This is a genomic window from Haemophilus sp. HMSC066D02, assembly GCF_001810545.1.
Classification (GTDB): Bacteria; Pseudomonadota; Gammaproteobacteria; order Enterobacterales; family Pasteurellaceae; genus Haemophilus_D.
The window spans coordinates 40,145-54,597 of sequence record NZ_KV801802.1 but is presented as its reverse complement, the minus strand read 5'-3'; the positions used below and the strand labels follow the sequence as shown (position 1 = coordinate 54,597).

At 40.2% G+C, this 14,453-nt stretch carries 9 protein-coding genes; 3 read left to right on the top strand and 6 right to left on the bottom strand.

Annotated features, from left to right (window positions below; genetic code table 11):
* Positions 1-4,973: hemagglutinin repeat-containing protein (locus HMPREF2750_RS00255; RefSeq protein WP_186821563.1), on the top strand; the 4,973-nt coding region annotated here is incomplete at its 5' end.
* A gap of 1 nt (position 4,974) precedes the next feature.
* Positions 4,975-5,334, top strand: coding sequence for a hypothetical protein (locus HMPREF2750_RS00250; protein ID WP_070582137.1), 360 nt, complete (start codon positions 4,975-4,977; stop codon positions 5,332-5,334).
* A gap of 135 nt (positions 5,335-5,469) precedes the next feature.
* On the opposite strand, the gene purT is transcribed toward HMPREF2750_RS00250, so the two are convergent.
* The 4 genes from purT to HMPREF2750_RS00230 all read right to left on the bottom strand — a co-directional run bounded on the left by purT (position 5,470) and on the right by HMPREF2750_RS00230 (position 8,499).
* Positions 5,470-6,651, bottom strand: a complete 1,182-nt coding sequence (gene purT / locus HMPREF2750_RS00245; RefSeq protein WP_070582136.1) for a formate-dependent phosphoribosylglycinamide formyltransferase — start codon at positions 6,649-6,651, stop codon at positions 5,470-5,472.
* A 9-nt stretch (positions 6,652-6,660) separates the two neighbouring features.
* Positions 6,661-7,164: an S-ribosylhomocysteine lyase gene (gene luxS, locus HMPREF2750_RS00240; RefSeq protein WP_054420054.1), complete on the bottom strand. Its 504-nt coding sequence runs from the start codon at positions 7,162-7,164 to the stop codon at positions 6,661-6,663.
* A gap of 256 nt (positions 7,165-7,420) precedes the next feature.
* Positions 7,421-7,900, bottom strand: a complete 480-nt coding sequence (locus tag HMPREF2750_RS00235; protein WP_070582135.1) for a YqaA family protein — start codon at positions 7,898-7,900, stop codon at positions 7,421-7,423.
* Complete coding sequence (locus HMPREF2750_RS00230) at positions 7,900-8,499, bottom strand: beta-phosphoglucomutase family hydrolase (protein WP_070582134.1); 600 nt, start codon at positions 8,497-8,499, stop codon at positions 7,900-7,902. Before HMPREF2750_RS00230 ends, HMPREF2750_RS00235 begins: the two co-directional genes overlap by 1 nt.
* A gap of 112 nt (positions 8,500-8,611) precedes the next feature.
* On the opposite strand from HMPREF2750_RS00230, the gene HMPREF2750_RS00225 reads away from it, so the two are divergent.
* Positions 8,612-8,977: a hypothetical protein gene (locus tag HMPREF2750_RS00225; RefSeq protein WP_070582133.1), complete on the top strand. Its 366-nt coding sequence runs from the start codon at positions 8,612-8,614 to the stop codon at positions 8,975-8,977.
* Positions 8,978-8,999: 22 nt separating this feature from the next.
* Here HMPREF2750_RS00225 and ppx read toward each other — a convergent pair whose 3' ends face one another.
* Complete coding sequence (gene ppx, locus HMPREF2750_RS00220; RefSeq protein ID WP_070582132.1) at positions 9,000-10,544, bottom strand: exopolyphosphatase; 1,545 nt, start codon at positions 10,542-10,544, stop codon at positions 9,000-9,002.
* Between the two features lie 8 nt (positions 10,545-10,552).
* Entirely contained in the window at positions 10,553-14,452 is a 3,900-nt protein-coding gene (locus HMPREF2750_RS00215; RefSeq protein ID WP_374110905.1) for an autotransporter assembly complex protein TamB, read from the bottom strand.
* Position 14,453 lies beyond the last annotated feature (1 nt).

Here is a 14,453-nt window from a genome sequence, read left to right as displayed (position 1 = left end):
TAAGTATGGGTAAGATTTATGTGGGTAAAGCGTTAGATGAAAACAACCAAGCTACGGGTAAATCAGCGTATGTTCGCAACTACAATGGGGTGATTGAAGCGTTAAACCTTTACGACAATGCGAAAAGCAAAGCGATTAGCTTCAATACAGGTAAAGTAGAAAATAAACACTTCTTCCTTGAAACGGAAAATGTGGATACCTCGTCTACGCCGGTTTTTGAGTATCGTATTGGGAATGATTCGACTATCTACGGTAAAGACTCCGGGGTTTATAAGGTAAAACAAGATAACAAGAGTGGTCGCTGGGGATTAAACCGAAAAATAAGAGATCTTTACCATATTTTTTCACCGGACGGCAAAATCGAAAGTGATAACTGGCATGAGTATGATTATACCCGCACAGTGAATGAAACCGTGGTACTTAACCCAAAATACCAGGAAGGGAAGATTTTAAGCGGTGGTGGTATTGATTTTAATGATGCTCATGTGGATAACCAAGACAGTAAGGTGATTGCCGGTGGCGTAATTGAAATCGCGAAAGGTCAATTACATAATGACGAATTTAAAGGTAGTACTATTGTAACGGATGCTGGCCGCGTGACTGCGCGTTATAAAGGGAGTGAATGTGCCAAAAAAGTATTTGGTAAATGTATTGATCATTACGATACCACTAAAAGCGATACCAGTATTTATTACAAACAAAATAAAAGTGTGAAAGATTTAGGGGTATTTGCTTATAAAGAAAATGTCGCACCTGAATTCACCAATAATGGTGTGGCTAATAAAGGTGATGTGGGTGATGTGGTATTAAACCGCCTAACGCAATCATTGGATAAATCTTCTCTTTATAATGTGAATCCTAATGCACCAAAAGGCTATGTGATTGAAACTGACCCACGTTTTGCGAATAAGCAAAAATGGTTGAGTTCGGATTATATGTTCAATGCATTACGCTACGACTCAAATAATATGTTGAAACGTTTGGGGGATGGTTTTTATGAGTTGCGTTTAGTGAATGAACAAATTAATCAGTTAACCGGTCGTCGTTATCTTGATGGATATCAAAATGCCTTAGAGCAATATAAAGGTTTGATGGACAACGGCATACGTTATGCTAAACAATTTAACTTAGTGCCGGGTGTTGGCTTAAGCAAAGAACAAATGGCGGAGCTGACCACTGATTTAGTGTGGATGGTGAACCAAGAAATCACTTTACCAAGTGGTAAAAAACTCAATGTGTTAACGCCTAAGATTTATTTAGCTTCTAATCGTACTCAAGTTACCCCTACAGGCTCTGTGATTTCGGGGGATAGCATTGTAGGTTCGGTGACCAAAATGAGTAATGAAGGGACGGTACTTGCGTCGAACCTAGTAAATTTATACGGTCAAGATTTAGAGAACAAAGGTCTGGTTTTAGCAGATAATGTCAATCTTAACGCTGAGCAAAAATTAGTGAACCTTGGTGGTAAGATTGTGGCTGCAGATAGCTTGTCTCTATACGGTGGAAAATCCGTAGAGCTTGGTGCCACCTCAACAGAAACACAAAGCCAATTAGGCCGAACAGAAACGGGTAATAAACAAGTCGATCGTCAAAGTGAATTGAAGGTAACAGGCAAAGGTGGTGAGTTATCCATTCAAAGTGGTGGTGATATCACGATAAAAGCAGCAAATGTGAAATCGGCAGGCACGGTTGATGTAAATGCCAAAGGTAAACTTTTGGTGACGACTGAGAAGCAAAGCAGTAAAGAACACTATGACTTTAGCGATAACCATCATTATCACTTAGATAAAGAAGGTGAAGTAGGCTCTGTTATTGAGGGTAAAGATGGTGTACGTTTAATTGGACAAGAAGAAACCACACTTCGTCAAGCTGAGGTAACGAGTGCTAATGGCAAAGTAATGGTTGCCTCTAAAGGAGGTGTTCGAATTGAAGAAGGGCGAGATATTGAACATCTAGATACCCGTAATAAGCAAAAATCTAAAGGTGCGTTTACGAGCATTACTGAAGAATATAAACATAAGCATAATTACGATTTGAGTAAAGGTAGTGAAATTGATGGAAAGAGCGTTGTGATTTACTCTCAAGATGGTAATGTCACAGTGCAAGGCTCAGATATTGTGGGTGATGATAGCTTAACGGTGAAGGCTAAGAATATTGATATTCGTGAAGCTGAGAACCGAGTTTACTCTGATGATTATTATAGTAAGAAAAAATCAGGCATGTTGGGAGGTGGTATTGGAGTAACCTTTGGTTCTCAAAAACAAACCTTAGAAAATGATCAAACTCGCCTTTATGCTAGCGGCAGCCAAGTTGGAAGTCTTAATAACAATACCACAATGGTTGCAGAGAGTGCATATACTCAGACAGCAAGTATAGTGAGTGCCATTAAAGGTGATGTAAATATTCTGGCAAAAAAAGCAGATATTAAAGCAGCAGATGATAAATACGAAACCAATAATAAACAAACTTTTCAACAAAAAGGTTTAACTATTGCTATTACCTCCCCTATTATTTCTGCCATTCAGGCAGTACAAGGGGCTATCGAATCCACTAAACAAGTTGGTGATAGTAAACATGACCGAGTGAATACTATGGCGGCAGCTAATGCTGGTTTTGAGGCTTATCGTGCCTATCAATCTGGAAAAAAAGCTGTAACCGATGTCAAAGATTTTATGAATGGTGAAGGGAATGTCGACTCCTTGATCGGTGTACAAATCACTTATGGCCAACAGAAGAGCGAATCTCACACTCATACTGAAGGGAAAACAGCTGCCAAATCTCAAGTTAATTCGGGCGGTAAAGTGAATATTGTGGCAACGGGTGCCGGAAAGGATTCTAATATTAATATTGAAGGCTCGGATATTTCTGGTAAACAAGGCACGACTTTGATGGCAGACAATCAAGTAAATATCAAAGCAGCAGAACAAAACCACCAAGAACGCAGCACTAATAAATCTAGCGGTTTTAATGCTGGGGTAGCCATTAAAGTTAGTAATGGTGTGGCTGCAGGGTTTACTGCAGGCGGTAATTACGGAAAAGGTTACGGTAATGGTGATGAAACCACTTATGTTGCAAGCCATGTGGGAGATAGCCAAAGTAAAACAGTGGTTAAAGCAGGCGGAGATGTAACCCTTGCGGGCAGTCAAGTTAAAGGTAAAGGTGTCGAATTAGATGCAGAAAATCTGAAAATTGAAAGCTTGCAAGATAAATCTAGCTATCACGGTAAGCAAATGAATGTAAGTGCTAGTGTGACAGTAGGTTATGGTTTTGCTGCGGGTGGTAGTTTCAATAAATCGAAAGTCAATACAGACTATGCGAGTGTAAATGAACAGGCAGGAATTTTTGCAGGTAATGATGGTTATGATATCAATGTAAAAAATAAAGTTTCTTCGGTTGGCGGCGCTATCATTTCGAGTGCTGAAAAAGAGAAAAATCAAATGACAGCACAAGATTTCGAATATTCAAATATTCAAAATTATTCTAATGCTAAATCATCTGCGATGGGATTGATGGGAGGTTTCTCTGTAGATCGTGATCAAACTTCTGATGAGGATAAAGCTTTAAATAAAATTTATCGTGGTGAGGATAGAAAAGGCGAAACCTTTGAACAGGCGAATCCAAATAAAGCAAATCAATTGCCAGTAAAATTTGGTTTAGGCACAAATGATGTTCATAGTACAGATTTATACGCTGCAGCAAAAATTGGTCTAGCTAATTTAGCGAGCAATAGCAGTCAAAGTGAAAATAATCAGAGTACAACTAATGCTGTGATTAGTGATGGTAACTTTAATATTGCGAGTATGCAGGGCAAACAGAATATTGAGACTATCAAGAAATCAACAGAGCAAGACGCAAATAAACTTGAAAAAGTGGATCATGCGGAACTTCAGAAGGAAGTTGAGCAGGATGTTGCAACAATTCAGAGTTTTGCGAAGAATGTTGGTGGTGCCACGGATGAAGCTTATCGAACAATGTTTATCGCAGAACATCGGATGTTTACTCATAAAGTGGATGAAAAAGGAAAACCTATAGAGGATCCAGAAATTCTGAAAAAAATAAATGAAGAAGCGGATGCTAAGGGAGTAAGTCGAAAAGACTATCTTCAAGAACAATTGGATAAAGGACGTAATATTTATCAATTGCATGAATTATCCGATCAAGAGCGTAATCAATTACAAAAAGTTACTTATACTGATCCAAAAACAGGGAAAACAGAGAGTAAATATGTCGTTGCATTCAATGGTATCTTTAATGATCATAATGCAGCAGCAAAATTTGCGGTACAAAACTATATTGCGGGCACGGATGATAAAACAGGCAATATAAATAAAAAGGTATATAAAGATGTTTATTTTGTTCACCATCCTGAAGCGAAAAATGGTTTGTCAGAGCTCTTAGTGGCGGGTTATGAGAAAATGTTTGAAACTTCTTTTGGAAACCTGTTAGGTATGGATAATTCAAGTTTACAAGCGATGAATATTATGAAGCAGTATGGTAAAGATGATTTATACCTTGGTTCTCATAGTCGTGGCACATTAACATTAAGTAATGCATTAAAAGCGCTAAATACGGAAGATAACCGAGCTAAAAAGTTACTTTCGGGTACAACAATTAAAATGGTTGGTCCTGCAGCAGATGTAACAAGAGCGGATGGCTATTTAAGTCAATTGCAAACGGGTAAAGAAAGAACGGCTTCTGATGGTTCAATTCGGATTGAGAATCATGCTAGTGACCCAGTAGGTAGTATGCCAATTTTATTGGGGGGAAATCCTGCAACGACATCTGAAAATAATCTGAATAAAAGCTGGTTACAGCGAATAGCAGATATATTTAGTCATGAACGTTCATCAGTACATAATTGCCATGGACTAGGGCAACGACAATGTATTACTGATGGATATCGAACTGAGGGAGATCTTAAAATGGGAAACGAGAAAACCATTTTTAATTTAAATAAATCAAAAGGAGAATGATATGAAGATTCTATTTTTTATATTTGGTTTGCTAACAATTAATGCTTGTTCTTTTGGAGGATTTCAACCACCACCACCACATGATCATTGGCGCTTACATAATGCAGATGCATTATTTCCTGATTCAGATCCTAATGTTTTAACTAAATTTCTTGCTAGAAGAAAAAAAGATATGTCGGATTGTGGTATGGATTTTGTTACAGGTGAAAGTGATGAGCCGGAGGTGAATCTTTGTTTAGAGAAAAAAGGCTGGTATTTAAAAGGCGGACCAATCTGTGAAGAAAAAACAATGTGGAATAGACCTGCATGTATTCAATGGCGAAAAAAACATAGCAAACCTGATGCTAAGCCTTGGGGATAAATAATACAGAAGTATTTTAAGCAGAGTACAATTTAACTCGATACAAAGTGCGGTCAATTTTCAAAGAGTTTTTAAACCTCTCAAAAAATGACCGCACTTTTTGTATTTTTAGAGCTGCTTATTTTTAAGCAAATCTTATAGCTTTACATCTAACTTCGCATAAGCGCGCTCTACCTTTTCCAATGCTTTTTCCACAGAAATATCACGAGCGAGTAAGACACCTAAACGGCGATGGCCATTGACTTCGCCTTTGCCGAAGATGCGAATATTGGTGTGTGGTTCAGCCAATACTTCGGCGATATTGCCAAATTGCACGTTTTTCGATTGACCTTCCACCACAATGGCTTTGGAAGCCGATGGGCTAATGAGGGTGATTTCCGGAATAGGTAAGCCTAAAATTGCACGGGCGTGTAAGGCGAATTCGGATAATTCTTGAGAAATTAGCGTGACCATACCAGTATCATGTGGGCGTGGGGAAACTTCATTGAAGATAACTTCATCACCACACACAAACATTTCCACGCCGAAAATACCGCGACCACCTAATGCAGTGGTAATTTTCTCTGCTACGTCTTGTGCTTTTTTCAACGCTACATCAGACATGGCTTGTGGCTGCCAAGATTCGCGATAGTCGCCATCTTCTTGGCGATGGCCGATTGGCGCTAAGAAGCTGGTGCCGTTGATGTGGCGAACGGTGAGTAAAGTGATTTCATAATCGAATTTAACAAACCCTTCTACAATCACGCGTCCTGCGCCTGCGCGACCACCTTGTTGAGCGTAATCCCAGGCTTTTTGTAAGTCGTCTTTGGATTTTAAAATACTTTGACCGTGGCCAGAAGAGGACATAATCGGTTTTACTACGCAAGGAATACCGATTTTTTCAACCGCTCTTTGGAAGTCAGCAAAGTTATCGACAAATTGATAAGGCGAAGTTGGCAATTTAAGCTCTTCAGCGGCTAAACGGCGAATACCTTCGCGATTCATCGTAAGCTTGGTGGCTTTGGCAGTAGGTACAACATTAAAACCCGCTTGTTCTAATTCCACTAGCGTATCAGTCGCAATGGCTTCCACTTCCGGCACAATGTAATCTGGGCGCTCTTTTTCCACTAAGGCTTTGAGTGCTGCACCATCTAGCATGGAAATCGTATAAGCACGATGTGCCACTTGTTGTGCTGGGGCATTTTCATAACGATCGACGGCAATTACTTCCACGCCTAAACGTTGTAATTCAATCACCACCTCTTTGCCCAGTTCACCAGAGCCAAGCATCATCACTTTGATAGCATTCGGGGTTAATGCTGTACCTAGGGTTGTCATGTTGTGTCCTTATTTTAAGAAAGATTCATCAAGTGCTAAATCGTCATTTTTATTAATCCCTACACCGCGAGCAATCACATTTTTAGCAATTTCATGTGCTTCTTCTAAAGAATGCTCGGTGTAAGTTCCGCATTGGTATTCGTTCAATTCTGGAATTTGGTTTTGATCTTGCACGGTTAAAATATCTTTCATGGAAGCTAACCATGCATCAGCCACTTGTTGTTCGTTTGGTGTGCCAATTAATGACATGTAAAAACCTGTGCGACAGCCCATTGGGGAAATATCGATGATTTCTACATTGTCATTGTTTAAATGGTCACGCATGAAGCCCGCAAATAAATGCTCAAGGGTGTGAATCCCTTTTGGTGGGAGAATTTCTTTGTTTGGAATGCAAAAACGAAGATCAAAAACGGTGATGTCATCGCCCTTTGGGGTACGCATCGTTTTGGCAATGCGCACGGCAGGTGCGTTCATACGGGTGTGATCCACTTTAAAACTGTCGAGTAATGGCATATTTATTTCCTTGAAAATCAGTGATTTGTAAATTAATTGCAAGTTTTTGTAAATTTTTTTACATTTTTTTACAATTTCTTTGAACTTTTCTTTTTAGCGTCGGTCTTATAGAACAAGCAACTTGCAGTTGTTTTAATAAAATTGGTTCCTTAGGTTATTTGCCCCTTACTCGATAAGGGGCGTTTTTTTATCTGTTGAATATTAATTCGTCTTTATTCTAGCCCACAACCACATTATGCACAAAGGCTATTCATGGCTATGACACGAAAGGTAAACTGAAAAAGAGCAGGGCAATATAACGTAGTCCTTTTCCAATCGTCATAAAAATCAAGCAACTTAGCCAATTTAATCGAAGCCAACCGGCTACCGCACAAAACACATCCCCGATAATAGGCAACCAGCTCAATAATAAAGTGATGGAGCCATAGCGTTGTATTTTGTTTATCGCCCATAAAGTGCGGTCATTTTTACTGTCAATTTTCGGAAACCATCGTCCAATCCAATAAGTGGTGAGGCTGCCTAGCGTATTGCCTGCGGTTGCCAGAAAAACAAGCCAAAAAATATCCGCACTTAATAATGACCCGACTAATACTTTTGGCGTAGCCAGGGAGACAAACACAATTTCTGAATTACCCGGCAAGATGGTGGCACTTAAGAAAGCGCTGAAAAACATCAGGCATAAGCCATGGGTTTGCCAAAAATCAGCCCAAAAGCTGAAAGAGAAAATGTCCCACATTAGGCTCTAATAATCTCTCTTGTTCTGACATCAAACACATCCATTCCTGCATTTAATCCTGCTTTTACACCGAGATCGGCATCTTCAAAGACGATACAACGAGATGGTTCGGCTTTTGCCAGTTCTGCACAGCGTAAAAAGGTTTCTGGATGCGGTTTATGTTCTTTCACATCGTCAGCGCTGACAATAGCGTTAAAGTAATGTTTGATATCTAATTTTTGCATCAACATATCAATCATTTGGCGGTTTGAACCTGAGCCAAGCGCAATTGGCTTTTGTTGATAGTAATGACGCACCACTTCAAAGGTTGGAAGTAATTTTGATTCTGTTGGAATCAATTCATAAGAAAGTTTGCGTTTTGCTTGTATGACTTCATTTAAACGTTCTTGTGGCATACCGGCATCTTGCATAATGGCAGAGGCGATAGTGCTCACGGTTGCGCCACCTAAATCATACATAATTTGGCTGTTAAAACGGTAACCAAATTGTTCTCCCACCATGTTCCACGCGCGGGCGTGTACCGGCATGGTGTCGATTAAGGTGCCATCCATATCAAAAATCAGGCCATCATATTTTTCAAAAAGTCTGTTATCTATCATTTATTGCTTTCCTAGTTAGTAAATTTTTTCACTTTGTTTCAATTTTGTGATCTGTGCACTGGTAATTTTATGAAATAGCGGTAAAGTTATCCTATCTCAAAAAAGGAATGTTATGTCGTTACTCAAACAATTAACCCGTTGGAAAATTCGCGGTCAGATTGATCAGGACGTTATTGATATTATTCTGACTTTGCAAAGTCGCCTTGAGCATCATTGGCGCATAGATGTGTCTATTCCGACCGTCATCACACTCTTATTGCATATTGCTAACAGCCTTGCTCGCTTAAAACGAGGCGGTTGCGTTTCTCCGCTTCATCAAACTTTTTATGATGAAATGCAAAGTGCGGTCATTTTCCCTGATGTTTTAGAAATTCACCACGATTTGCTTTCTTTTATTCCACAAGAAATTCCCGAAGCCGAGCAGAGCTATTATCTTGCCAATATTTATAGCTTGCTGTTGGAGCAAGATAAAAAATAAGGGCACGAAAGCCCCTATTTTATCAGTTAAAAATCAAACTGAGTTCTAAATCTTTGAGTAAATTGCTTTCTAAGCGCAAATCATTCCATACTAACGGATTATTATCCAAGTAATGTTTCTCAAAAGTCAGTTCCCAAGTCTGCAAAGAGCGGTCAATTCTGAGATTGATTTTATCGGTGCTATCTGTCGCCTGGCGAGATTTATTTAAAATCACTGCAATGCGTAAAAGAATAAGTAAAACAAGGACATCCTCATCCGCATAACGAGCAAAAATCGGTAAATCATTCTTTTTAAATGCACCTGTGTGATAACGAACCAAATTCACCAATAAGCGTTGTTGTTCACGATCAAAACCCGGTAATTCCATATTTTGCAGAATATAAGCGGAATGTTTTTGTACATTGCGATGATTAATGACAATACCGACTTCTAATAAGCGTGCCGCCCAAATCAACAGATTTTTCATTTCATCAGCAAGATGAGGCTTTTGCCAATGGGTGTATTGGTCAATCAAAGTTTTCGTACTATTGGCTACGCGATCGGCTTGCGCCAAATCTAAGTTAAATTGTTCGGCAAGTCCTAACGCGGTGCGTGTACGGATATCTGACACTTGGAAGTTTTGTTCCAAGCTGTAAATCACCCCTTCACGCAAAGCGCCGTCAGAATAGCGCATATTTTCTAAGCCAAAAACGTCAAAAACGGCGCTTAAAATGGCTAGGCCTGGCACAAATACATCCACGCGATCAGGGTTTAATCCCGCGATATTGAGCTCTTCAAAATGGGATGCTTGTAAGGTTCGTTCAATTAAATTTTGTAAGCGTTCAGCCGTGATGATGCCGTTCGGATCAAGCGTTGCGGTAATCACTTGATAGACGGTTTTAATCGTGCCCGATGAGCCTAATACCGATTGCCACCCGAGCTTGCGATATTCCCAGCTTAAATCTTCAATTTTATTGACCGCACTTTGGCGAGCTTGCTCGAAGTTTTCTTTGGAAATTTCGCCATTTGGGAAGAATTTTTTGGCAAAGCTCACGCAGCCCATGTGACGACTTTCCGCCACTAATGGGGTGAAATCATCACCGATGATCATTTCGGTCGAGCCACCACCAATATCGATGACCAGTTTACGTCCGCTTTCGGGTTGAGTGTGGCAAACACCCGCATAAATGGTTTTGGCTTCCGTTTGACCGCTAATAATATTAATGGGATAAGGAAAGACAGTGGCTGCCTGACGTAAAAATTCGTCATTATTGACCGCTCTTCGTAAGGTATAAGTGCCGACGACATTCACATCTTCTGGCGCAAAGCCTTGTAAGCGTTCAGCAAAAAGCGCAAGGCAATTTACACCGCGCTCAATGGCTTCTTGGCTTAATACATTGTGCTCGTCTAAGCCATCGGCAAGTCTCACTTTTTGTTTTAAACGAGAAAGCACCTGAATCGAGCCATTGATAATCCGTGCCACAATCATGTGGAAGCTGTTTGAGCCTAAATCAATGGCGGCAATCTCCCGGGCCTCACCTCGGTGATGAGGTTCTGCGAGTTGAGCCAGTTGCTTGTCGTTATGCATGTCCTTTCCTAAAATTCAAATTGATACAATAAATCAAAAACTTGGTTTGTGCTGGAAACCGATTGGAAATAAAGTTGCGGCATTAAGCGGTAACGTAAAGTCACTTCGGCTAAGCCATCAAACAATCCTACACCGTATTTTACTTGTAAGCGTTTACCAATATTACCACTAACTTGTACTTTGGAGCTATCCCCAACACCGGCAGTGCCTAAGTTTAAGTCTTGAATACCAAAGGCTTCACCAATACCGCCGACGACTTTACCACTTTTCGCTAAACCTAAGCCAAGTAATGCCGCACCCACAGAACCACTAGAGCCTGCTTCACCGCTGTTTTCTAATGAGCGACCGGTTAATAAATAAGAAAGTGCCTGGTCTTGAGATTTGGCTGGATCAGAGAAAATCGTGACTTGTGGGCTAGATGCCATACCAATCACTTTTACCCCTGCGGTCACTTTACTGTCTTCCATGGCTTCTGGGTTACGAATCGCTTCAATGTTTAACATCGGTTGTGAAGGTAAACCGGCGAAGCTGATTTGCCCTTTACGAATTAATAAATCCTGTCCAAAAGAAGCATAACGACCATTTTTCAGGTTAATTTGACCAAATAAACCTAATTTGCCTTTATCCTGTTTCACAGAAAGTAAGCCGTTCAAATTGGTTTTTAAACCATAGGCATCTAAATGCACATCGTCGCCGATTTTAATTTTTAAATCAGATTGAATTTGCATGCCCGATTTAGTTTCGGTTGCAAATTGGCGATTGATGAGTTCTTCTTTACTTTTTCTCGGGCCATTTAAAATCACTTCGTCTTCACTCACAGGCTCGGCATTATCCGGCAAGCTTTCAATGGCAATTCTTGCCCATGGAATATCCACGTTTCCGCTCAAATCTAAGAGTTTTGGCGAGGCTTTGACAACCACATTCGGGCTGACTTTTAATTTCGCCATAGACGGAATATCGACTTTGAAGTTATCCGCTTTCGCTCTAACTTCTGCTGTCCAGTTATTCATGTTAGCCCAGTTAGCTTGCCCATTAATATTCAGCTTACTATCTGGTGTTTGAACATAGCCATTTAAGGTTGAAGAGGTACCATTAAAGCGGATTGCCACTTGACCATCAGTGACATCAAAAGGCAGGCTTTTCAGTTTCGTTTTTATATTGCGAATATCGAAATTACCGTTTAATAATGGTTTTTCTAAATTGCCACCGAAACTTAAGCGAGAAACCACTTCACCATCCATGCTTTCCCCGCTAGAGAAAAGTTGATTCGCTAAGGATAAACGTAAACCTTCAATGGTAAAGGTACCACCTAATTGACGGCCTTTACTTAAATCATTAATTTTTAAGTCCGTGCCGATTCGACCTTGATTCTGAACGTTAATGTCTGATTTCAAGGTTAAATTGTTATTTTGAATATCGGCATTCACACTTAATTTAGGAATATCTAGCTTAAAGGTGCGGTAGTCTAATTTTTGTGCCACACTAATGTTATTACCTTCTACTGCCACATTCAGTTGTAACGGTTTATCGCTGAACCACGCTACTTTACCTCGGCTTTGTAACTGGCCTTTGAGCGTGTCTTGTCCCATCAGTTTATTCACTAAATCTAAATTAATGCGTTTAAGCTCAAAAGGGACTTCGCCGTTTTTCCCTGCTGTAAATTGTTGAGGGAAACACAGATCTAAGTCTTGGTTAATCCAGCAGTGTGAACCAATGGTGGCTTGGATTTTTTTATTATTATAAGTCACCGGAATGGTTTGGTTTACTTTAAAATCACCGATAGGTGAGCTTAGGCCCACTTGGCTTAAATTACCTTTCCACTGCTGAGAAGTGCGGTCAAAATTACCGGTGATTTGTAAATCAGCTGCAACAGGTTCACCTTTGGATTTTAAGTTAAGCGTATGATGTTTTTCATCACCCGATGCATTCAAATCAATATTATGCAATTTAATGCTGTCGCCATAGCGGAAGTTTTCCGCTTTGACGTTAAGTTCACCTTTCACTTGCGGTTCACTCACAACATTACCTTTAATTAAGGCTTTAGATAAGTCTAACCCTTGGAAGTGCAGGCCTTGTACGGTTAAATCAGTATTAATGGTTGGTGCAGTAAGTTTGCCTAAGATCTGTGCTCTGCCGACCACGGAGCCCGCTAAATCTTGCCACAGACCACGCAAGCTTGGTGCGTTGATATCTAAATTTAGGTTTGATTTATCACCTAATATACCTTTTGCCGCAATGCGGTTTTCGCCATAGTTCAGCAATAAATCAGGAATGTTTAATAAGGTTTCATTACTTAAAAAGGCACTTCCTTTTAAGCTTAATGGGCGAGAAGAGAGACTACCCGTTAAATCCACGGCTGGCACATCTACTTTCCAATGATTGGAATCAGCGGAACCTTTTGAGCTCACTTTGCCTGATAATACGGCTGGCATGGCCGGCACATAAGGGCGAATGTTCATTTTGTTTAAATCAGCAGTTACATCCCATTGCGCGCCATCTTTCCAGTTTGAGGAGCCCGTTAAACGTGCCGTACCATCTAGGGCAGCAAGTTTTAATTCGTTGAGGGTAACTTCATAGAGTTTACCGTCTGCATTCAAATCAATATGGGTGTGAGGGATATGATCCATACCGTCCACACCACCGACAACCTCTGCATGATAATTCAACAAATCGCCCGTGAGCTTGATATCGACATCGTTAATTTTAAGTGGCGCCAGGCTATCAGCGAAGGCGTATTGACCTTTTTTCGCTTTTAATTGCAGATTTAATGGCATTTTATCTTCAGCTAGTTTCACATCACCCGTTAAGGTCGCATCAAGTACGCCTTGTGTGGTTAACGAAAGTGCAGTTGTTTTTTTCAATGAACCCGATAAATTGAGATCAACTTTGCTGGCAGGCAGAATGGTTTTATCTTTTGATTTAAACGCTTGGAGATCCGATTTTAATGTGAGATCAACAGGAAAATCTTCATTGAGCTGGAGTTGTCCTTTGCTAGAAAGTGTACCGAGAGAGCTGTCAATTTCGAGTTTTTGTAATTTCACTAAATGATCGGTGGCATCCGCTTGTAATTCTACTTTAGGCACGGTGATTTTTTGTGTTTCTTCGCCTTTTTCATTGAGCGATTGATATTGCCAGTTTGTACCCAAAACACTTGGAATGTGCATATCAAAAGGCAAGTTCACCGTATTTAAATTACCTAAAAAAGCCGGTGTGAGTGTTTGCTCAATTTGCGCCCAATCAATGGGTTTTGCAGGTTCTTTTTGCTCAGACTGAGGGGGATTCGGTTGAGTTTGGGAGACCGTTGAGAAAAGCACATCTGAAAGCGTGGTGGGCTCAAGGGTCAGGCCAGATTCATTATTTAAACTGACCGCACTTTGAAATGACGAAAACGTAATATTGCTTTTATCGAGTTTCATATCAAAGTCAGTAATCGCCACATTTTTCACTTTTACAGAAACCGGTAAATGGATTTTTTCCATTGGACCACTTTCTGTTTCTTTCTCTTCGGAAGGCGGCATAACACTGGTATCAATGGCAATTTTCGGCCGCGTTAAGCTGAGATCATCAACAATAATATCTCCCGACAGTAAACGAGCTAAATTTAGTTGTAAGCGCGTTTTAGGAAGAGCCACATCTACGCCGGTTGTTTGAAAACGTAAATTTTCTAAGACTAAACCATCTTGTAAGCCACCGCTGACTTGCTCAATAGATAAGCTATCGAGCATTTTATCGGCGAGTTGAATAATTGCACGTTGCCCACTATCAAAAGAAAGTGCTGTGACTAAGCCTAAAACAGGGACAAAAATGACCGCACTTCCGACACATAAAATTTTACGGCAGGTCTTTTTCTTTTTGACGGGTTGTGTGGTTTGGTTATCTGGTTGTTTTTCTTGTTCAGACATAGTCATA